The organism is Kitasatospora sp. NBC_00315, assembly GCF_041435095.1.
Classification (GTDB): domain Bacteria; phylum Actinomycetota; class Actinomycetes; order Streptomycetales; family Streptomycetaceae; genus Kitasatospora.
Genome location: NZ_CP108025.1, coordinates 2,254,428 through 2,278,636, shown reverse-complemented (window position 1 = coordinate 2,278,636; position 24,209 = coordinate 2,254,428). Strand labels below are relative to the sequence as shown.

At 74.4% G+C, this 24,209-nt stretch carries 1 protein-coding gene; it reads left to right on the top strand.

Features of this window, described 5'->3' with window-relative positions:
- The first annotated feature begins 97 nt into the window (after positions 1–97).
- The gene (locus tag OG823_RS08995) at positions 98–24,208 is read left to right on the top strand and encodes a non-ribosomal peptide synthase/polyketide synthase (protein WP_371478935.1); all 24,111 of its coding nucleotides are present in this window, start codon (positions 98–100) and stop codon (positions 24,206–24,208) included.
- Position 24,209 lies beyond the last annotated feature (1 nt).

Genomic DNA, 24,209 nt, shown 5'->3' with positions numbered 1-24,209 from the left:
GAACCACCCCGCCCGCCGACCGCGTGACACCACCGCGGTCGGCGAGGCCCGGCATGCCCTGCGTGCCTGCCCGCCCACACTTCTGAGAGGTACCCCCATGTCCCGCCCGCCCCGCCGTCACGGCGACCTCCTTCCCCTGACCGCGGCCCAGCGGGAGATCTGGCTCGCCGAGCAGAGCTCCCGGACGCCGATCCCGGGCTACCGCGTCGGGGAGTGCCTGGAGATCCACGGGCCGGTCGATCCGGAGCTGTTCGAAGCCGCGCTGCGTCGGGTGGTCGACGAGGTCGACGCCCTGCACGTGACCTTCGTCGACGACGGTGAGGGCCCGCGGCAGATTCTCCGCGAGAGCTGGGACTGGGCGCCCGCGCACCTCGACCTCGGCGCGGAGCCGGACCCCCGGGCCGCGGCCGTGGCATGGATGGAACGGGACCTGGCCCGCCCGCTGGACCTCGCCCGTGATCCGCTGTTCGGCCACGCGCTGATCCGGCTGTCGCCGACGGAGTTCCTCTGGTACCTGAACTACCACCACGTGGTGCTGGACGCGATCAGCAGCTCCATGGTCCGGCAGCGGGTCGGCGACGTGTACTCGGCGCTGGCCGCGGACGTAGCAGTCCCGCCCTGCCCGTTCGGCTCGCTCCGGGACCTGGTCGACAGCGACGCCGCCTACCGCTCGTCCACCGACTTCACCGCCGACCGTGCCTACTGGACCGGGCGCTTCGCCGATCTGCCAGCCCCGACCCGGCTCACCGACACCTCCGTGACCGACCCGCACCGGCCCCTGTGCCTGGCCCAGGAACGGGCACTGCGCAGCCCCGAGGCGCTGCGGGCTGCGGCAGGCCGGGCCGGTGTCCGGTGGTCCCGGCTGGTGATCGCGGCGACGGCGCTCTACGCCCACCGGCTGAGCGGCGCGCAGGACGTGGTGCTCGCCCTCCCCGTCACCGCCCGCCGGGGCTCCGAACGCGACCTGATGTCGGTGCCCGGAACGATGTCGAACGTGGTGCCGCTGCGGCTGACCGTGCGACCGGACATGCCGTGGGGCGAGCTCGTCGCCCGGGTGGCGCGGGAGGTCGATGCGGCCGTCGCACACGAGCGCTACCGCAGCGAGGACCTGCTGCGCGACCTCGGCGCGCCCGGCGGCATCGGAACGGCCTTCCCGCTGATCGTCAACATCATGGCCTTCAACGCCAGGCCGAGCTTCGCCGGACACCCCGCCGCAGTGCACCACTTCGTGTCGGGATCGACCACCGACCTGGCCGTCTGGGTGTTCGACTACCGGGACGGCAGCCCCCCGCTGCTCAGGCTGCACGGCGCGCCGGAGGCGTACGGCGACGACGACCTCGCCGCACACCAGCAGCGACTGCTCACCCTGCTCGACGCCGTCGCGGACTGCGACCCGGACGAGACGGTCGGCCGGATCGGCCTGCTCACGGCCGAGGAACGCGGCGAGTTGGCGGTGTGGGGCGCCGGACCGCAGGCGCAGGATCTCAGTGCGAGCCTGCCGGAGCTGTTCCGGGCGCAGGTGGAGGCGATCCCGGACGCCCTCGCGGTGGTGGGGCCGGAGGCGTCGCTGACGTACGCGGAGCTGGACGCGCGGGCGAACCGGCTGGCGCAGGCGCTGGTCGCGGGGGGTGCGGGCCCGGAGCGGTTGGTGGCGGTGGCGCTGCCGAGGTCGGCCGAGCTGGTGGTGGCGATCCTGGCGGTGCTGAAGACCGGTGCGGCGTACGTCCCGGTGGACCCGCAGTACCCGCCGGCCCGGATCGGGTACCTGCTGGAGGATGCCGGGCCGGCCCTGGTGGTGACCGACGGCGCGTCCGCGGAGCGGCTGCCCGACGGTGGTCCGTTCGGCAGGTTGGTGCTGGACGATCCGGAGATGTCCGCCCTGGTGGCGTCCTGCCCGGCGACGGACCCGATGGTGGCCGTCGATCCGGCGCACCCGGCGTACGTCATCTACACCTCCGGATCCACCGGCAGGCCCAAGGGCGTGGCGGTGACGCACGGCGGCCTGCTCAACCTACTCGCCGAACTCCGTCAGGTGCACCTCCCGCCCGTGACCGATGAGCGGCGGCGGCAGCGGGTGGCCCTGACCACGTCGGTGTCGTTCGACGCGTCGTGGAACCAGTTGCTCGCCCTGTTCGCGGGCCACGAGCTGCACGTCCTGGACCACGCGACATGGACCGACCCGGACGCCTTCGTCGACTACGCGCGGCGCTGCGGCCTGGACTACGTCGAAGCCACCCCCTCCTACCTGCACGACCTCGTGGAGCACGGGCTGCTGGGCGGGGAGGGGTGGCGTCCGTCGGTGGTCGCCGCGGGCGGCGAGGCCGTCCCGGAGCGGCTGTGGGAGCGGCTGCGGGCGGCGGACGGAGTGTCCTGCCTCAACCTCTACGGGCCGTCCGAGTGCACCGTCAACCCGGTGATCGCGTCCGTGGGTCCGAGCCCGCGCCCGGTCATCGGCCGACCCGTCGCCAACACCCGGCTGCAGGTGCTCGACGGCGCGTTGCAGCCGGTGCCGGCGGGTGTGCCGGGTGAGTTGTACATCGCGGGTGCCGGCCTGGCGCGCGGCTACCTGAACCGGCCGGGCCTGACGGCCGGGCGGTTCGTGGCGGATCCGGCAGGTCCGGCCGGTTCGCGGATGTACCGGACCGGCGACCTGGTGCGGTGGAATTCGGACGGGAACCTGGAGTTCCTCGGCCGCACCGACGACCAGGTCAAGATCCGCGGGTACCGGATCGAACTCGGCGAGATCGAGGCCGTCCTCACCGAACACCCGCAGGTCGCCCGGGCCGCCGTCACGGTGCGCGCCGAGGAGGAGCCCCGGCTGGTCGCCCACGCCGTCCTCGTGTCCGGCGCCTCTGCGACCGGAACCGTCCTGCGCGAGTACCTGCGTGAGCGGCTGCCCGCCCACATGGTGCCGTCCGCGCTGATGGTCCTGGACGCGCTGCCGCTGACCCCGAACGGCAAGCTGGACCGGCGCGCCCTCCCGGCGCCCGAACGGCAGTCCGCCGCACCGGGCCGTGCTCCGCGCACGGGGGTCGAGCACCTGCTCGCCGGGCTGTTCGCCGAGGTGCTGGGGGTCGCCGGGGTCGGGCTGGACGACAGCTTCTTCGAGCTGGGCGGTCACTCCCTGCTGGCCACCCGGCTGGTTGCCCGGGCCCGGTCGGTGCTGGGCGTGGAGCTGCGGCTGAGCGACCTGTTCGACGCGCCGACGGTCGCGGAGCTGGCGGCCGCGGTGGACGTCGCGGGCCTGGCCAGGCCCGCGCTCGCGGTCAGCGAGCGGCCCGGGACCGTCCCGCTCTCCTTCGCACAGCGCCGCCTGTGGTTCCTGCACCGCATGGAGGGCCCGAGCGCCACCTACAACATCCCGCTGGCACTCCGGCTCTCCGGAAGCCTGGACCAGCGTGCCCTGCAAACCGCCCTGACGGACGTGGTCGAGCGGCACGAGGCCCTGCGCACCGTCTTCCCGGTGGTCGACGGCGTGCCGTGCCAGCGGGTGCTCGACCCCGATGCGGCCCGGCCACGGCTGCGGGTGACCGCGACCGGCGAACGCGACCTGCCGCAGCGGCTGGCGGAGGCGGCGCGACACGGCTTCGAGCTCGCCGAGGAGCCGCCGCTGCGCGCCGAGCTGTTCGAACTCGGCGCCGAGCAGCACGTGCTGCTGCTGGTGGTGCACCACATCGCCGGCGACGGCTGGTCGACGGGGCCGCTCTCGCGGGACCTGGCGACCGCCTACGCGGCCCGCAGCGAGGGGGCCAAGCCGCAGTGGTCGCCGCTGCCGGTCCAGTACGCCGACTACACCCGCTGGCAGCGGGAACTGCTGGGCGACGCCACTGACCCGGACAGCCTGGTCAGCGGCCAACTCGCCTACTGGCGGAAGCAGCTGGCCGACCTGCCCGAGCAGGTCGAACTGCCCTTCGATCGGCCCCGGCCCGCGGTGATGTCCTACCGGGGAGCCCAGCTGCCGGTACGGATCGACGCCGAACTGCACCAGGGCCTGCGCGCCCTCGCCCGCGACGGCGGCGCCAGCCTCTTCATGGTGCTCCAGGCCGGCCTGGCCGCCCTGCTGGGCAAGCTCGGCGCCGGCACCGACGTCCCGATCGGCACGCCGGTCGCGGGGCGCACCGACGAGGCCCTGGACGACCTGGTCGGGTTCTTCGTCAACACCCTGGTGCTGCGCACCGACCTGTCCGGCGACCCGTCGTTCACCGAACTGCTGGGCCGGGTGCGCTCCGACGCGCTGGCCGCGTACGCGCACCAGGACGTGCCGTTCGAGCACCTCGTCGAGGCCCTCAACCCGACCCGGACGCTCGCCCACCACCCGCTGTTCCAGACCATGCTCACCCTGCAGAACACGCCCTTCGGCACCTTCGACCTGCCGCGGCTGCGGGTGGCGGCCGAGCTGGTCCCCACCGGGACCGCCAAGTGCGACCTGACCTTCGTCCTGGCCGAACAGCCCGGCGCGGACGGGCTGTCGGGCGTGGTGGAGTACAGCACCGACCTGTTCGACGCGGCCACCGTCACGGGCATCGTCGAGCGGTGGCTGCGGCTGCTGCGCGCCGTCGCCGCCGACCCCGGCCGGCGGATCGGCCGGGTGGACGTGCTGTCCGCCGACGAACTCCGGGCCCTGCTGCCGACCGCCACCGACCGGGCCGGGAAGCTCCCGGAGAGCGGACTGCCCGCGCTGTTCGAGCGGCAGGTGCGGGCGAACCCCGCCGCGACCGCCCTCACCGACGGCGAAGTCCACCTGACTTACGGCGAGTTGAACTCCCGCGCCAACCGCCTCGCGCACGCCCTGATCGACCGGGGAGTGGGGCCCGAGCAGTTGGTGGCGCTCGCCCTGCCGCGCTCGGCCGAGCTGGTCGTCGCGGTGCTCGCGGTGCTCAAGGCCGGCGCCGCGTACGTCCCGGTGGACCCGGCGTACCCGGCGGCCCGGATCGCCTACCTGCTCCAGGACACCCGGCCCGCGCTGCTCGTGACGACGAGCCGCACCGGCGGACTTCCGGGGGCGGAGCACGTCGACCGGCTGCTGCTGGACACCGCCGACCTGGACGGGCGGCCGGACACCGACCCGGCGGTCGCCGTCGACCCCGGCCACGCCGCCTACGTCATCCACACCTCCGGCTCCACCGGCAACCCCAAGGGCGTGGTCGTCCCGCACCGCAACGTGGTGCGCCTGTTCGACACCACCCGGGAGTTGTTCGGCTTCTGCGCCGAGGACGTCTGGACGCTCTTCCACTCCTACGCCTTCGACTTCTCGGTGTGGGAGCTGTGGGGCCCGCTGCTGCACGGCGGGCGCCTGGTGGTCGTCGACCACGAGACCAGCCGCTCGCCCGGCCGGTTCCTGGAGTTGCTGGCCCGGGAGCGGGTGACGGTGCTCAACCAGACGCCGTCCGCCTTCTACCAGCTGATGCAGGCGGACGCGCAGGCCCCGGAGACCGGCCGCCGGCTCGCCCTGCGCACCGTGGTGTTCGGCGGCGAGGCACTGGAACACGCCCGGCTGGAGGGCTGGTACGAGCGGCACCCGCAGGACGCGCCGCTGCTGGTCAACATGTACGGCATCACCGAGACCACGGTGCACGTCACGTACGCGGCGCTCGACCGCTCCGTCGCCGCCGCAGGGCAGGTCGGCACGCCCCTCCCGGATCTGCGGGCGTACGTGCTCGACGCCGGCCTGCGGCCGGTGGCCCCGGGCGTGCCCGGCGAGCTCTACGTCGCGGGCCCGGGCCTGGCACGCGGCTACCTCAACCGGCCCGGCCTGACCGCCGGGCGGTTCCTGGCGGACCCGTTCGGGCCGCCGGGATCGCGGATGTACCGCAGCGGCGACGTGGTGCGCCGCACCGCGGACTACGGCCTGCGCTACGTCGGCCGGGCCGACCAGCAGGTGAAGGTGCGCGGCTTCCGGATCGAGCTCGGCGAGATCGAGGCGGCGCTGGCCGCCCACCCGGGCGTCGCCCAGGTCGCCGTCCTGGCGCGGCAGGACCGGGCCGACGACACCCGGCTGATCGCGTACCTGGTGCCGGCCGCGAGCGCCGCGCCGAGCCCGGCCGAGCTGCGGGCGCACCTGCGCGAGCGACTGCCGGAGTACATGGTGCCGTCGGCGTTCGTCGCGCTGGACGGGCTGCCGCTGACCGTCAACGGCAAGCTGGACCACCGGGCCCTGCCCGCCGCCGACCTCGCCCCGGCCGCCTCCTCCCGCCCGCCGCGCACCCCGCAGGAGCAGATCCTCTGCGAGCTGTTCGCCGAGGTCCTGGGCGTGGCGTCGGCCGGCGTCGAGGACGGGTTCTTCGACCTGGGCGGGCACTCGCTGCTCGCCACCCGCCTGGTCGCCCGGATCCGCGCGACGCTCGGCGTGGAGATGCCGCTGCGCGCCCTGTTCGAGGCACCGACCCCGGAGGGCCTGGCCGTCGCCCTGGTGGCAGCCGGGCCGGCCCAGACCGCCCTGGTGCGGCGCGAGCGCCCCGAGACGGTTCCGCTCTCCTTCGCGCAGCGACGGCTGTGGTTCCTGCACCAGCTGGAGGGCGCCGGCGCGAACTACCACATCTCCCTGGCCTGGCGACTGTCCGGAGACCTGGACCGGCGGGCCCTGGAGGCGGCCCTGGCGGACGTGGTCGAGCGGCACGAGAGCCTGCGCACCGTCTTCCCGGCGGTGGACGGCGTGCCGCACCAGCGGGTGCTGGACGCGCTGGCGGCCCGCCCGCGGATGCTCGTGCACCGGAGCACCGAGGCCGAGCTGCCCGCCCTGATGGCGGCGGCGAAGGCCCGCCCGTTCGACCTGGCGGCCGACGTGCCGCTGCGGGCCGAGCTGTTCGAGCTGGCGCCGGAGGAGCACGTCCTCCAGGTGGTGCTCCATCACATCGCGGGTGACGGCTGGTCGCTGGGCCCGCTCGTGCAGGGGCTGACCGCCGCCTACGCGGCGCGCCGCCGGGGCGAGGAGCCGGGGTGGGCGCCACTGCCGGTGCAGTACGCCGACTACACCCTGTGGCAGCACGAACTGCTCGGCGACGCGGCCGACCGGGGCAGCCTCTTCGCCGGCCAGGCGGACTACTGGACCGGGCAACTGGCCGGCCTGCCGGAGCGGATCCAACTGCCCACCGACCGGCCCCGCCCGGTGGTCGCCTCGCACCGGGGCGGTTCCGTCCGGGCCGAGCTGGACCCCGAACTGCACCGCGGCCTGCGCGAGCTCGCCCGAGCCCACGGGACCAGTCTGTTCATGGTGCTACAGGCCGGGCTGGCGGCGCTGCTGAGCAAGCTCGGCGCGGGCGACGACATCCCGGTCGGCAGTCCGGTCGCCGGGCGGACCGACCAGGCGCAGGACGAGCTGGTCGGCTACTTCGTCAACACCCTGGTCGTCCGCACCGACACCTCGGGCGATCCGACGTTCGCCGAGCTGCTGGGCCGGGTCCGGGACACCTCGCTGGCCGGATACGCCCACCAGGACCTCCCGTTCGAGTACCTGGTCGAGGTCCTGAACCCGTCCCGGTCGCTGGCGCACCACCCGCTGTTCCAGGTCATGCTGGTGCTGCAGAACGTGCCCCGGGCCGACTTCGCGCCGCCCGGGCTGCGCGTCGAGGACCTGCCGTCGGCGTCGACCACCGCCAAGCTCGACCTGATCCTCACCATGTCCGAGCGGCACGCGCAGGACGGTACTCCGGAGGGGATCGACGGGTCCGTCGAGTACACCACCGACCTGTACGACCCGGCCACCGTCGAGTCGATGATCAGGCGGTGGGAGCGGCTGCTCCGTGCCGCGGTCGCCGACCCCCGGCGGCGGCTCAGCAGGCTCGCCCTGCTCACCGCCGAGGAGCGCGGAGAGCTGGCGGCGATGGGTACCGGGCCCGTGGTCCAGGGTCTCAATGCGAGCCTGCCGGAACTGTTCCGGGAGCACGTCCGGGCGACCCCGGACCTTGTCGCGCTGGTGTGCGGCGACGTGTCGTTGTCGTACGCGGAGCTGGACGCGCGGGCGAACCGTTTGGCGCACGCGCTGGTCGCGCGGGGTGCGGGGCCTGAGCGGTTGGTGGCGGTGGCGCTGTCGCGTTCGGCGGAGCTGGTGGTGGCGATCCTGGCGGTGCTGAAGACGGGCGCGGCGTACGTCCCGGTGGACCCGGCGTACCCGCCGGCCCGGATCGCCCACCTCCTGGAGGACGCGTCCGCGGCTCTGGTGGTGACCGACGGCGCCTCCGCGGACCGGCTGCCCGACGGTGGTCCCCTCGACCGGCTGGTGCTCGACGCCCCGGAGACGGCCGCCCTGGTGGCGTCCTGCCCGGCGACGGACCCGATGGTGGCCGTCGGTCCCGACCATCCGGTCTACGTCATCTACACCTCCGGCTCCACCGGTAGGCCCAAGGGCGTCGTGGTGACGCACGGCGGCCTGCTCAACCTGTTCGCCAACCAGGTCCCGCTGGTCTTCTCGACGGGGGAGCGGATGCGGGTCGGACTGACCACGTCCGTGTCCTTCGACGCCTCCTGCGACCAGCTGTTCGCCCTGTTCGCGGGCCATGAGCTGCACGTCCTGGACGAGGCGACCTGGACCGACCCGGACGCCTACCTCGCGTACGCGGTGCGGGCCGGGCTGGACACCGTCGGCGGCACTCCTTCCTACGTGCAGGTCCTCGTCGAACACGGCCTGCTGGACCACCCGCAGTGGCGCCCCTCGATGATCGGGCTGGGCGGGGAGACCGTCCCCGAGCAGCTGTGGGAGCGGCTGCGGGCCGCCGAGGGAGTGCTCTCCCTGAACTACTACGGGCCGTCCGAGTGCACGGTGGACTCGGTCTTCGCGCCGCTGGGGTCGAGCCAGCGGCAGGTGATCGGCCGACCCGTCGCCAACACCCGGCTGCAGGTGCTCGACGGCGCGTTGCAGCCGGTGCCGGCGGGTGTGCCGGGTGAGTTGTACATCGCGGGTGCCGGCCTGGCGCGCGGCTACCTGAACCGGCCGGGCCTGACGGCCGGGCGGTTCGTGGCGGATCCGGCAGGTCCGGCCGGTTCGCGGATGTACCGGACCGGCGACCTGGTGCGGTGGAATTCGGACGGGAACCTGGAGTTCCTCGGCCGCACCGACGACCAGGTCAAGATCCGCGGGTACCGGATCGAACTCGGCGAGATCGAGGCCGTCCTCACCGAACACCCGCAGGTCGCCCGGGCCGCCGCGATCGTCCGGAAGGACCGGGCGCGAGACCCCCGCCTGGTCGCCTACCTGCAGCCTGCCACCGGGGCGGAGCCCCGGCCCGAGGAACTGCGGGCGCACCTGCGCGAGCGGCTGCCGGACTACATGGTCCCCGCCGCCTTCGTCTGCCTCGACGTCCTGCCGCTGACCCCGAACGGCAAACTGGACCGGCGCGCGCTGCCCGAGCCCGAGTCCACCGCGCCGCACGTCGGCCGGGCCGCGCACACCCCGCAGGAGCAGGTGCTCGCCGGGCTGTTCGCCGAGGTGTTGGGCCTGCCGCAGGTCGGCGTCGACGAGGACTTCTTCGACCTCGGCGGGCACTCCCTGCTCGCCACCCGGCTGGTCGCCCGGGCCAGGGCGGCCCTCGGGGTCGAGCTGGAGCTGCGCGCCCTGTTCCGCACCCCGACCGTGGCCGGGCTGGCGGCCCGGCTTGGCGGCGCGGACCGAGCCCGGCTCGCCCTGGAGCGGGCGGAGCGGCCCGCGCCGGTGCCGCTGTCGTCCGCCCAGCGGCGGCTGTGGTTCCTGCGCCAGCTGGAGGGCGCCGACTCGGTCTACAACATGCCGCTCGCGTGGCGGCTCACCGGACCGCTGGACCTGGCGGCCCTGGAGGCGGCACTGGGCGACCTCGCCGACCGGCACGAAACCCTGCGCACCGTCTTCCCGGCCGTGGACGGCGTGCCCCACCAGCAGGTGCTGGCCGTCGGGGAAGCGCGGCCCGGGCCGGCGGTCACCCAGGCCGACGAACCGGACCTGCCGGGACTGCTGGCAGGCGCCGCCGCGCGCGGATTCGACCTCGCGGCCGAACCGCCGCTGCGCGCCGAGGTGTTCGAGCTCTCGCCGGACGAGCACGTGCTGTTGCTGGTGATGCACCACATCGCCGGTGACGGCTGGTCGCTGGGCCCGCTGGCCGCCGACCTGGCCACCGCGTACGCGGCCCGCCGCCGGGGCGATGAGCCGCAGTGGGCGCCGCTGCCCGTGCAGTACGCCGACTACACCCTGTGGCAGGACCGGCTGCTCGGCGACCCGGCTGACCCGGACAGCCTGTTCGCCCGTCAGACGACCTACTGGACGGAGACGCTGGCGGACCTGCCGGAGCAGATCCGCCTCCCCGCCGACCGGCACCGTCCCGCGATCCCCTCCCAGGACGGCGGCCACCTGGCCGTCGAACTGGACGCCGACCTGCACGCCGGACTGGTCGGGCTGGGCCGGGAGCACGGCGCCAGCGTCTACATGGTGATGCAGGCCGCCCTGGCCTCGCTGCTGGACAAGCTCGGCGCGGGCACGGACATCCCGGTCGGCAGCCTGATCGCCGGCCGGACCGACCAGGCGCTGGACGACCTCGTCGGGTTCTTCGTCAACACCCTCGTGCTCCGTGCGGACACCAGCGGCGACCCGTCCTTCGCCGAACTGCTGGGCCGGGTCCGGGAGAGCGCGTTCGGCGCGTACGCGCATCAGGATCTGCCGTTCGAGCATGTCGTCGAGGCGCTCAACCCGTCCCGGTCCCTGGCCCGTCAGCCCCTCTTCCAGGTGCTGCTCGCGCTGCAGAACGTGCCCGGCACCGAGTTCGCGCTGGACGGCCTGGCCGCCGAGATCGTCCTGGTGCGGACCCCGACCACGATGTTCGACCTCGGCTTCCACCTGCTGGAGCGCGGCGCCGCCGGCGGCCCGGCCGGGGGCATCGTCGGGCGGGTCGAGTACAGCACCGACCTGTTCGACCCCGCCACGGTGGAGACGCTGGTCGCCCGGTGGCTGCGGCTGCTGGCAGCCGTGGTCGCTCAGCCGTCCCTGCCGCTGAGCCGGATCGACGTCCTCACCGCCGAGGAGCGTCACGAACTGCTGGTCGCCCGCAACGACACCGCCTGCCCGGCCCATGAGGCCACCCTGCCCGCGCTGTTCGAGGCGCAGGTCCGGGCGACCCCGCAGGCTCCGGCGGTGCTGTTCGAGGACACCGTCCTGACCTACCGCGAGCTGAACCGCAAGGCCAACCGTCTGGCGCACGCGCTGATCGCGCGCGGGGTGGGCCCCGAGCAGGTGGTCGCGCTGCGGCTGCCGCGCTCCGCCGAGTTGGTGGTCGCCGTCCTCGCGGTGCTCAAGACGGGCGCGGCGTACCTGCCGGTCGACCCGGACTATCCGGCCGCCCGCATCGCGTACATGCTGGACGACGCGCGTCCGGCCGTGGTGCTCGACGACCTCGCGGCCGTCACCCCGGCCGGGGACCTGCCGGAGCACGACCCGGCCGTCCCCGTGGACACCCGGCACCCGGCGTACGTCATCTACACCTCCGGCTCCACCGGCCGGCCCAAGGCCGTGGTGATGCCCGCCGCCGGGCTGCTGAACCTGCTGGCGTGGCACCACCGGACCGTCGGCGGCGAACCCGGAGCGCGCACCGCGCAGTTCACCGCGATCAGCTTCGACGTCTCGGTGCAGGAGATGCTCTCCGCGCTGCTGTACGGCAAGACCCTGGTGGTGCCGACCGAGGAGCAGCGCCGCAGCGCCGAACTGTTCGCCCACTGGCTGGACCGGCACCGGGTCGAGGAGCTGTTCGCGCCGAACCTGGTGGTCGAGGCGCTGGCCGAAGCCGCCGAGGAGGCCGGGCTCGACCTGCCGCACCTGCGGCTGGTCGCCCAGGCCGGCGAGGCGATGCGGCTGAGCGGTGCCGTGCGCCGCTTCCAGGCCCGCCGACCGGCCCGGGCACTGCACAACCACTACGGGCCCGCCGAGACCCATGTGATCACCGCTTACGCGGTCCCGGCCGACCCCGCCGACTGCCCGCTGCCGGTGCCGATCGGCCGCCCGATCGCCAACTGCCGGGTGTACGTCCTGGATTCGACGCTGCGACCGGTGGCCCCCGGCGTGCTGGGTGAGCTGTACCTGGCCGGAGCGGGCCTGGCGCGTGGCTACCTGAACCGGCCGGGCCTGACGGCCGGGCGGTTCGTGGCGGACCCGTACGGTCCGGCGGGCGCGCTGATGTACCGCACCGGCGACCTGGCCCGCTGGCGCGCCGACCGCGAGCTGGAGTTCGCCGGCCGGGTCGACCACCAGGTCAAGGTCCGCGGGTTCCGGATCGAGCCGGGCGAGATCGAGGCCGAGCTGACCGCGCACCCGGGCGTCGCCCAGGTCGCGGTGCTCGCCCTGGAGGACCTGCCGGGCGAGACCCGGATCGTCGCGTACGTCGTCCCCCCGGACGGGAGCGGGACGACCGTGGCGGCACTCGCCGCGTACCTGCGCGAGCGGGTGCCGGACCACCTGGTGCCGTCCGCGTTCGTGCTGCTCGACGCGCTGCCGCTGACGCCGAACGGGAAGCTGGACCGGGCGGCGCTGCCCCAGCCCGAAGCAGCTCCCGCAGGCAGTGGCCGGGCGCCGCGCACGCCGCAGGAGCAGATCCTGTGCGAGCTGTTCGCCGAGGTGCTGGGCCTCGCCCGGGCCGGCGTCGACGAGGACTTCTTCGCGCTGGGCGGCCACTCCCTGCTCGCCACCCGGCTGGTCTCCCGCGTCCGGGCCACCCTCGGGGTCGAGCTGGAGCTGCGCGCCCTGTTCCGCACCCCGACCCCCGCCGGGCTGGCGGCCGGACTGCACGACGCCGGCGCCGCCCGGCAGGCCCTGGTGCCCCGGCCCCGCCGCGAACCGATGCCGCTGTCGTTCGCCCAGCGCCGCCTCTGGTTCCTCCAGCAGTTCGGGATGCCCGGCGCCACCTACCACATGCCGCTGGCCCTGCGCCTGTCCGGCGACCTCGACCGGGCCGCGCTGGACGCCGGGCTCGCGGACGTGGTCGCCCGGCACGAGACCCTGCGCACGGTTTTCCCGCACACCGCCGGAATCCCGCACCAGCGGGTGCTGGACCCGGCCGAGGCCGCCGTCCCGCTGACCGTGCGCGCGGCCGCCGAGGCACAGGTGCCCGCCCTGCTGCGCGAGGCGGCGGTGCGCGGCTTCGACCTGACCTCGGACGTGCCGCTGCGGGCGGAGCTGTTCGAGCTCGCGCCGGACGAGCACGTGCTGCTGCTGGTCATGCACCACATCGTCGGGGACGGCTGGTCCATGGGCCCGTTGGCCCGCGACCTGGCCGCCGCCTACACCGCCCGGCAGCGCGGTGGGGCACCGGCGTGGCCGCCCCTGCCGGTGCAGTACGGCGACTACACCCTGTGGCAGCACGAGATCCTCGGCGACGAGCACGACACCGACAGCGTGTTCGCCCGCCAGGTCGCCTACTGGAGGCAGGCCCTGGCCGGGCTGCCCGAGCAGCTGCAGCTGCCCGTCGACCGGCCGCGACCGGCCGCCATGTCGTACGGCGGGGACCTGCTGGAACTCCGGATCGACGCCGAACTGCACGCCGCACTGGCGGAGCTGGCGCGGCGCTCGGGGGCGACCTTGTTCATGGTGCTGCAGGCGGCGCTCGCGGCGCTGTACACGCGGCTGGGCGCGGGCACGGACATCCCGATCGGCAGTCCGGTCGCCGGGCGCACCGACGAGGCGCTGGACGACCTGGTCGGCTTCTTCATCAACACGCTGGTGCTGCGCACCGACACCGGCGGGGACCCGTCCTTCACCGAGCTGCTGGGCCGGGTGCGGGAGACGGCGCTGGCCGCGTACGCGCACCAGGACGTGCCGTTCGAGCACCTGGTGGAGGCCCTGAACCCGTCCCGCTCGCTCTCCCACCACCCGCTGTACCAGACCGGGTTGGTCGTGCAGAACGCGCCCGGTGGCGACTTCGACCTGCCGGGCCTGAAGGTCTCCGGGATGGCCGTGCTCACCGGGACCGCCCGCCTCGACCTGACCTTCGGGTTCGCGGAGGAGCACGGGCCCGACGGCGCGCCGGCCGGGCTCAGCGGCGCGGTCGAGTACAGCACCGACCTGTTCGACCGCCCGACGGTCGAGGCCCTGGCCGCCCGGTGGCTGCGACTGCTGGCCGCGGTCGCCGCCGCGCCCGACCGGCCGATCGGCGCAATCGACGTGCTCTCCGCCCAGGAACGCCGCGAGCTGCTGCCCGCCGCCGAGGACAGGGCGGCAGGGGCGAGCCTGCCGGAGCTGCTCGCGGCGCAGGTGGCGGCGATGCCGGACGCGATCGCGCTGGTCTGTGGTGATGCCGAGTTGACGTACGCGGAGGTGGATGCGCGGGCGAACCGGTTCGCGCATGCGTTGATGGCACGTGGTGTGGGGCCGGAGCAGGTCGTGGCAGTGGCGTTGCCGCGGTCGGTGGAGTCGGTGGTGGCGGTCCTGGGCGTGCTGAAGGCCGGGGCGGCGTACCTGCCGGTCGATCCGGCGTACCCGCGGTCGCGGATCGACTTCATGCTGGCGGACGCCCGTCCGGCGCTGACGGTCGACGACCCGGCGACGGTGGCCGAGGGGGAGTGGCCGGAGACCGATCCGGGCATCGTGGTGGACGTCCGGCACCCGGCGTACGTGATCTACACCTCGGGGTCGACCGGCCGCCCCAAGGGCGTCGTGGTGAGCCACAGCGGCGTGTCGGGTCTGGTGGCGGCGCAGGTCGAACGGCTCGGCGTGGCGCCGGGCAGCCGGGTGCTCCAGTTCGCCTCGCCCAGCTTCGACGCGTCGTTCTGGGACCTGTGCAGTGCGCTGCTCAGCGGAGCCGCCCTGGTCCTGGCCCCCGCCGAGGCCCCGCTGGAGGCCCTGACGGACCGTCGGCTGGACGTCACCCACGTGACGCTGCCGCCCTCGGCCCTGGCCGCGCTGGAGAGCGCCGACCTCACGGCCGCCACCCTGGTGGTGGCGGGTGAGGCGTGCCCGCCGGAGCTGGTGGCGCGTTGGGCGCCCGGCCGTCGGATGATCAACGCCTACGGTCCGACCGAGACGACGGTGTGCGCGACCATGAGTGACCCGCTGGCACCGGGCTCCGGCGTGCCGCCGATCGGCCGGCCGGTCGCGGGCTTCCGGGTGTACGTCCTGGACGACCGGCTGAGGCCGGTGCCGCCGGGCGTGGCGGGGGAGCTGTACGTCGCCGGTGCGGGTCTGGCACGCGGCTACCTGAACCGGCCCGGCCTGACCGCCGGACGGTTCGTCGCCTGCCCGTTCGGCCCGGCCGGTGAGCGGATGTACCGCACCGGCGACCTGGTGCGGCGACGGACCGACGGCGAGCTGGAGTACGTCGGCCGCGCCGACCAGCAGGTGAAGGTCCGCGGCTTCCGGGTCGAGCTCGGCGAGGTCGAGGCCGCACTGGCCGAGCACCCCGCCGTCGCCCGGGCCGCCGTCCTCGCCCAGGAGGACCGGCTCGTCGGCTACGTGGCGGTCCGGCCCGAATCGGCCGTCCGCCCGGCGGAGTTGGCGGCGCACCTGCGCGAGCGCCTGCCGGACTACCTGGTGCCGTCCGTCTTCACGGTGCTGGACGCGCTGCCGCTGACACCGAACGGGAAGTTGGACCGGGCGGCACTACCCGCGCCCGAAGCCACCCCGGTCGGGAGCGGCCGAGCGCCGCGCACCCCGCAGGAGCAGATCCTCTGCGAGCTGTTCGCCGAGGTGCTCGACGTGCCACGGGTCTCGGTCGACGACGACTTCTTCGACCTGGGCGGGCACTCCCTGCTCGCCACCCGGCTGGCCGCCAGGGTCCGCTCGGTGCTCGGGGTGGAGCTCGGGCTGCGCGCCCTCTTCCAGGCGCCCACCGTGGCCGGCCTGGCCGGGGCACTGGCCGGGGCCGGCCGCCCCCGCCCGGCGCTGACCGCGCAGGAGCGGCCCGCTGTGGTGCCGCTGTCCTTCGCCCAGCGCCGGCTCTGGTTCCTGCACCGGATGGACGCCGCCGCCGCGACCTACCACATCCCTCTGGCGCTCCAACTGACCGGAACGCTCGACCGGCCCGCACTGGACCGGGCACTGGCGGACGTGGTCACCCGGCACGAGAGCCTGCGGACGGTGTTCCCCGAAGTCGGGGGCGTGCCCTGCCAGCGCGTGCTGGACCCGGCCGCGGTCCGCCTCCGGGCCCGGCCGACCAAGGTGACGCAGGACGAGCTCCCGCAGCGGCTCGCCGAGTCCGCCCGGCAGGCCTTCGACCTGGCGACGGAGCCGCCGCTGCGGGCGGAGCTGTTCGCGCTCGCGTCGGACGAGCACGTGCTGCTGCTGGTCATGCATCACATCGCCGCCGACGGCTGGTCCACCGGGCCGCTGGCCCGCGACCTGGCAGAGGCGTATGCGGCCCGCTGCGAGAGCCGGACGGCGGAGCGGCCGGCCCTGCCGGTGCAGTACGCCGACTACACGCTCTGGCAGCGCGAGCTGCTCGGCGCCGCCGCCGATCCGCAGAGCCGGTTCGCCGAGCAGCTCGACTACTGGAAGCGGCAGCTGTCCGACCTGCCGGAGCTGCTCCCGCTGCCCGCCGACCGGCCCCGTCCGGCAGTCGCGGGCTGGCACGGGGACCATCTCGGCCTGCAGCTCGACGCCGAACTGCACACCGCCCTGGTCGAGTTGGCGCGCGGCACCGGCACGAGCCTGTTCATGGTGCTGCAGGCGGCGCTGGCCGCGCTGTACACCCGGCTGGGCGCGGGCACCGACATCCCGATCGGCAGCCCGATCGCCGGGCGCACCGACGAGGCCCTGGACGACCTGGTCGGCTTCTTCGTCAACACGCTGGTGCTGCGAACCGACACCAGCGGGGACCCGACCTTCGCCGAACTGCTCGGCCGGGTGCGGGAGACGGCGCTGTCGGCGTACGCGCATCAGGACGTGCCGTTCGAGCACCTGGTGGAGGCGCTGAACCCGTCCCGCTCGCTCTCTTACCACCCGCTGTTCCAGACCGTCCTGGCCGTGCAGAACGCGCCGATGGGCCGGTTCTCGCTGCCCGGCCTGGACGTCGCCACCTACGTGGTCGCAACCGGAACGGCCAAGTTCGACCTCGGCGTGAGCATGGTCGAGCAGTTCGGCCCGGACGGGAGCCCGGCCGGGATGGCCGGTGCGGTCGAGTACAGCACCGACCTGTTCGACCGCTCGACGGTCACCGCCCTGGTCCGGCGCTGGACGCTCCTGCTGGAGGCCGTCACCGCCGACCCGGGGCAGCCGATCGGAGGGATCGACCTCCTCGGCGCCGACGAGCGGTACCGGCTGCTGGAGAAGGGCAACGCGACCGCCCGGGACGTGGGCGCCGTCCCGGTGCCCCACGCCTTCGCAGCGCAGGTGGCAGCGACACCGGACGCGGTCGCGCTGGTCTGCGATGGCAAGGAGTTGACGTATCGTCAGCTCGATGCGCAGGCCAACCGGTTCGCGCACGCGCTGATCGCCCGGGGTGTGACCCCGGAGCAGGTCGTCGCGGTGGCGCTGCCGCGGTCGGTGGAGTCGGTGGTGGCGGTCCTGGCCGTGCTGAAGGCCGGAGCCGCGTACCTGCCGGTGGACCCGGCGTACCCGGCGGCGCGGATCGCGTACATGCTGGAGGACGCCAGGCCCGCCGTGGTGGTCGACGACCCGGCGATGGTGACCGGGGCTTCCGACCTGCCGGACACCGACCCACAGGTCGCACTCGACATCCGGCACCCGGCCTACGTCATCTACACCTCGGGCTCGACCGGCCGCCCCAAGGGCGTCGTGGTCGGCCACGGCGGCGTGGCGAGCCTGGTCGCCGCCCAGATCGAGCGCTTCGCGATCGAACCCGCCAGCCGGGTGCTCCAGTTCGCCTCGCCCAGCTTCGACGCGTCGGTGTCGGAGATCTACACCGCGCTGCTGTGCGGAGCCACCCTGGTGCTGCCTTCTGCGGCCGATCCGCTCGCCGCGCTGACCGACCCGGGTCTCGGCGTCACCCATGTGACCGTGCCCCCGTCCGTCCTCGCCGCCGTGCCGGACGGTGCGGTGACCGCGTCGACGCTGGTGGTGGCGGGTGAGGCGTGCCCGCCGGAGCTGGTGGCACGCTGGGCGCCCGGACGCCGGATGATCAACGCGTACGGCCCGACCGAGACCACCGTGTGCGCGACCATGAGCGACCCACTGTCCCCGGGCTCCGGTGTGCCGCCGATCGGCCGGCCGATCGCCAACGCCCGGGTGTACGTCCTGGACGAACGGCTGCGACCGGTGCCACCGGGCACGGCGGGAGAGCTGTACGTCGCGGGCGCGGGTCTGGCACGCGGCTACCTGAACCGGCCCGGCCTGACCGCCGGACGGTTCATCGCCTGCCCATTCGCCCCTGGTGAGCGGATGTACCGCACCGGCGACCTGGTGCGGCGACGGACCGACGGCGAGCTGGAGTACGTCGGCCGCGCCGACCAGCAGGTCAAGGTCCGCGGCTTCCGCATCGAGCTCGGCGAGGTCGAGGCCGCACTGGCCGAGCACCCCGCCATCGCCCAGGCCGCCGTCCTCGCCCAGGACGACCGGCTCGTCGGCTACGTCGTCCCGAGCCAGGACACGGCCCGGGACAGCGGACTGGAAGCGGACCACGTGGGCGAGTGGCAGGACATCTACGACGCCCTGCCCATCACCCCCGAAGAAGCGGGCTTCGGCCAAAACTTCGTCGGCTGGAACAGTAGTTACGATGCCAGTCCGATCCCCGTCGAGCAGATGCGGGAGTGGCGTGACGCCACCGTGGCCCGCATCCTGGCGCTGCGCCCGCGCCGGGTGCTGGAGGTCGGCGTCGGCACCGGTCTGCTGCTCTCGCAGGTCGCACCGCACTGCGAGTCGTACTGGGCGACCGACTTCTCGGCCACCGCGATCGACGCGCTGACCGCGCAGGTCTCCCGGCAGCCGGACCTGGCCGAGCGCGTCGTGCTGCAGACCCGGCCGGCCCACGACACCGACGGGCTGCCGGCCGGGCAGTTCGACACCATCGTGATCAACTCGGTGGTGCAGTACTTCCCGACCGCCGACTACCTCGCGGACGTGATCGGGAAGCTGATGCGACTGCTCGCCCCCGGCGGCGCGCTCTTCGTCGGCGACGTCCGCAACCTGCGGCTGCTGCGCCCGCTGGCCACCGCCGTCCAACTGCACCGGACCGGTGACGGCTCGGACCTCGCGGCCGTGCGCCGTGCGGTGGAGCAGACCGTCCGGATGGAGAAGGAGCTCCTGGTCGACCCGGACTTCTTCACCGTCCTGCGCGAGCACGGCCCGGACATCGGCGCGGTGGCCGTGGAGGTCAAGCGCGGCCACCACCACAACGAACTGACCCGCTACCGCTACGACGTGACGCTGCACAAGCCGCCGGTCGCCCCGGCGGCCCAGGGCGGGGCCCTCGAACTGACCTGGGGACAGCAGGTCACCGGGCTTGCCGAGCTGCGCGAACTCCTCGCCCGGCCGACCGCCGAGGTCCTGCGGGTCACCGGGGTGCCGAACCGCCGCGTGGCGCGGGAGGCCGCCCTGGCCCGGGCCGTGCAGGACGGGGACGGGACGCTCGCCGAGCTGCTGGGACGGCTGCACGCCCCGGCGGACGGGGACCTCTCCGACCCGGAGGACTTCCACGCCCTCGGGCGGGAGTTCGGCCGCACGGTGGCCGTCACCTGGGCGTCCAGCACGGCCGACGCCGTGGACGTCGTCCTCGCCGAACCGCAGGCCCTCCACGGCTCCGCGGTCGAGCCGTACCGGTCGGCCGGGACCTCCGGCCGGGCGCTGTCGGCGCTGACCAACCGTCCGACCGGCAGCCGGGGCACCGGCGCCCTCCTCGGCGAACTCCGCGACTGGCTGCGCGGGCGGCTGCCCGACTACCTGGTCCCGTCAGCCTTCGTGGCGCTGGACGCGCTGCCGCTGACCGCCAGCGGCAAGCTCGACCGCCGGGCCCTGCCCGCCCCCGACCTCGGCCCGGCGACGGGCGGGCGGGCACCGCGCACCCCGCAGGAGCAGCTCCTCGCCGAGCTGTTCGCCGAGGTGCTCGGGCTGGCCCAGGTCGGGGTCGAGGACAGCTTCTTCGACCTCGGCGGGCACTCGCTGCTGGCCACCCGCCTGGCCTCCCGGGTCCGGGCGGTCCTCGGTGCGGAGCTGGAGGTCCGCACCCTGTTCGAGACCCCGACCGTGGCCGCCCTGGCCGCCCGCCTGGACAGCTCCGGCACGGCGCGGCCCGCGCTGACCGCCCGGCCCCGCCCGGAGCAGGTGGAACTCTCCTTCGCCCAGCGCCGCCTGTGGTTCCTGCACCGGATGGACGGGCCCAGCGCCACCTACAACATGCCGCTCGCGCTGAGCCTGACCGGCGACCTCGACCGACCGGCCCTGCACGCCGCGCTCGCGGACGTGATCGCCCGGCACGAGAGCCTGCGGACGGTCTTCCGCGAGACCGACGGGGTCCCGTACCAGGTCGTGCTGAGCGCCGCCCAGGCCCATCCGGCGCTGCCGGTGACCGAGCTCGACGAGAGACTGCTGGCCGAGCGGCTGGCCGACACCGCCCGGCGCGGCTTCGACCTGGCCGCAGAGCCTCCGGTCCGGGCCGAACTGTACGCACTCACCCCCGACCGGCACGTGCTGCTGGTCGTGGTGCACCACATCGCCGCCGACGGCTGGTCGATGGGACCGCTCTCCGCCGACCTGGCGACGGCCTACGCGGCACGCTGCGAGGGCGAGAAGCCGCGCTGGTCCCCGCTGCCGGTGCAGTACTCCGACTACACGCTCTGGCAACGCGACCTGCTCGGCGACACCGCCGACCCGGACAGCCGGTTCGCCCGGCAACTCGCCTACTGGAAAAGCGAGCTGACGGGCATTCCGCAGCAGGTGCAGCTGCCCTCCGACCGGCCCCGGCCGCCGGTGGCCTCGCAGCAGGGCGACCGGGTCGTGGTCCGCCTGGACCCCGAACTGCACCAGGCCCTGCGGGACCTGGCCGCCGCGCGCGGCGCCAGCATGTTCATGGTCCTCCAGGCCGGCCTCGCCGCTCTGCTCACCCGGCTCGGCGCCGGCCCGGACATCCCGATCGGCAGTCCGATCGCCGGCCGCACCGACCAGGCGCTGGACGAGCTCGTCGGCTTCTTCGTCAACACGCTGGTGCTGCGCACCGACACCGGCGGCGATCCCGGCTTCGCCGAACTGCTGGGCCGGGTGCGGCACAAGGCGCTCGCCGCGTACGACCACCAGGACGTGCCGTTCGAGTACCTGGTCGAGGTGGCCAACCCGGTGCGCTCGCTGGCTCACCACCCGCTGTTCCAGGTCATGCTGGCCCTGCAGAACGCGCCGCTCGGCGAGTTCGCGCTGCCGGGGCTGGAGACCGGCCACCTGGAGGCGCCGACCGGGACCTCCAGGGTCGACCTGACGTTCAGCCTGGCCGAGCAGTTCCGCCCGGACGGCACCGCCGACGGCCTGGTCGGCGCGGTGGAGTACGCCACCGACCTGTTCGACCCGCCCACCGTGGAGCTGCTGTTCGAGCGCTTGGCTCGCCTGCTGCGTGCGGCGGCGGCCGACCCGGACCGGCCGATCAGCCGGATCGACCTGATGTCCGCCGCCGAGCGCCGGCGGCTGCTGGACGGATTCAACGACACGGCCGCGGAGCTGCCGTCGGCCTCGGTGCCGGCGCTGTTCACCCGCCAGGTGCGGGCCACTCCCGACGCGGTCGCGGTCGTGGCGGGCGGCACCGAGCTGACCTACGCGGAGCTCGACCAGCGGGCCGACCGCCTGGCGGCGGCGCTGGTCCGCCACGGCGTACGGCCGGAGACGCCGGTCGCGGTCATGCTGGACCGCTCGGCCGAGCTGGTGGTGGCGATCCTGGCGATCATCAAGGCCGGCGGCGCCTACGTACCGCTGGACCCGCGCTTCCCCTCCTCCCGGATCGACCTGATCCTGCGGGAGAGCGGAGCCGCCCTGGTGCTCACCAAGGAAGTGCTCACCGCGCTGGAACAGTCCGCGGACGCCCACCCGTCCGGCTTCGAAGTCCCCTGTCGGCCGGGTCAGCTGGCGTACATCATGTACACCTCCGGCTCGACCGGGCGGCCGAAGGGCGTGGCCGTCACCCACCGCGACGTGGCGGGCCTCGCCCTGTCCCCCGAATGGCGCGGCGGCGGACACGAGCGGGTGCTGATGCACTCCCCGACGGCCTTCGACCTCTCGACCTACGAGCTGTGGGTGCCGCTGCTGGGCGGCGGCCGGGTCGTCGTCGCCCCGCCGGAGCAGCTCGACCTCGACCTGCTGCAGCACACGATCGCCACCCACGGCGTGACCGGACTCTGGCTGACCGCCGGCCTGTTCCGGCTGGTCGCCGAGGAACGGCCGGGCCTGCTCGCCGGGGTGCGCGAGGTGTGGACCGGCGGCGACGTGGTCTCCCCGGCCGCCGCCGCCCGGGTGCTCGCGGCCTGCCCCGGCATCGAGGTGGTCAACGGCTACGGCCCCACCGAGGCCACCACCCTGGCCACCCGCCACCCGGTGCGCGACCTCGCGGAGAACGCCGCGACCGTGCCGATCGGCGGCCCGATGGCGAACATGCGCGCCTACGTGCTCGACGACCGGCTGCGGCCGGTGCCGACCGGCATGGTCGGCGAGCTGTACCTCGCGGGAACGGGCGTGGCCCGCGGCTACTTCGGCCGCCCCGGCCTGACGGCGGAGCGATTCACGGCCGACCCGTACGGGCCGGCCGGGAGCCGGATGTACCGCACCGGCGACCTCGCCCGGTGGCTTCCCCGGGAGCACCCGCGTCCGGTGGGAGCACCTCCCAGCCTCCCCGTGGGGGCGCCCCCGGCCGAAGGCTGGGGGACTTCGGCCGGGGGGACCCCCATGGCCGGGGGCGCCGGGGGAGGAACGCTGGACTTCGCCGGACGCGTCGACCACCAGGTCAAGCTGCGTGGTCTGCGGATCGAGCCCGGGGAGATCGAGGCCGTCCTGGCGGCCTGCCCCGACATCGCCCAGGCGGCCGTGGTCGCCCGCGAGGACCGGCCGGGCGACAAGCGGCTGGTCGCCTACCTGGTGCCCGCGCCCGAAGGCGGGCCCGAAACGGCCGAGCTGTCCGCCCGGCTGCGCCGCGACCTGCCCGACTACATGGTGCCGGCCGCGTTCGTCGTCCTGGACGCCCTGCCGCTGACCGCCAACGGCAAGCTCGACCGGGCCGCCCTGCCCGCCCCCGACTACGGAGCGTCGGACGCCGGACGCGGCCCCCGGACGCCGCAGGAGCAACTGCTGTGCGGTCTGTTCGCCGAGGTCCTGGGCCGGGAGCAGGTGGGCATCGACGACGGCTTCTTCGACCTGGGCGGGCACTCGCTGCTGGCCGCCCGGCTGGCCTCCCGGGTCCGCGAGACCCTCGGCCTTGAGCTGGGACTGCGGATGCTGTTCGAGGCGCCGACCGTGGCCGGGCTCACCGACCGCCTCGCCATGAACGACCCGGCCGACGCGCTGGACGTGCTGCTGCCGCTGCGAGCGACCGGAACGGACACTCCGCTGTTCTGCGTCCACCCCGGCGGCGGCATCAGCTGGTCCTACAGCGGGCTGCTGAACCACCTCGGCCCGCAGCACCCGGTCTACGCGCTCCAGGCGCGCGGCCTCGGCCGGCCCGAACCGCTGCCGACCTCCTACGAGGAGATGGCGGCCGACTACGCCGACCACGTCCAGAAGATCCAGCCCCAGGGCCCGTACCTGCTGCTCGGCTGGTCCGCGGGCGGCCTGATCGCCCACGCGGTGGCCTGCGAACTCCAGGCGCGCGGCGAGCGGACCGCACTGCTGGCGATCCTCGACGCCTACCCGGTGAAGGACGTGCGGTTCGAGGAGGAGCCGGTACCCACCGTGCGGGACGTGCTCGTCGGAGTGCTCGACGTCGATCCGGACGAACTCGGAGACCGGGAGATCACCTACGCCGAGGTCGCCGAGGTGCTGAACCGGCGCGGCAGCGCGCTGGCCGGCCTGAACGAGCGGCAGGTCGAGGTGATCGTCCAGATCATGATCAACAACGCGAAGCTGGCGGTCGACTTCGTCCCCGGCCGGTACGACGGGGACCTGCTGCTGTTCAACTCCACGATCGGCCGGGGCGACGACGACGCCGGCCCGGAGGTCTGGCGGCCGTACATCGCGGGCCGGATCGAATCGCACGAGATCACCACCCGGCACGACCAGATGACCCGGGCGGGCTCGCTGGCCCAGATCGGACCGGTCCTGGCCGCCAGGATCGCCGGGGCCACCGGCGACGCCCACGACTCCGAGGCCACCGGTGACACCGGTGACACCACCCTTTCCCACCAGGAGGACTGAC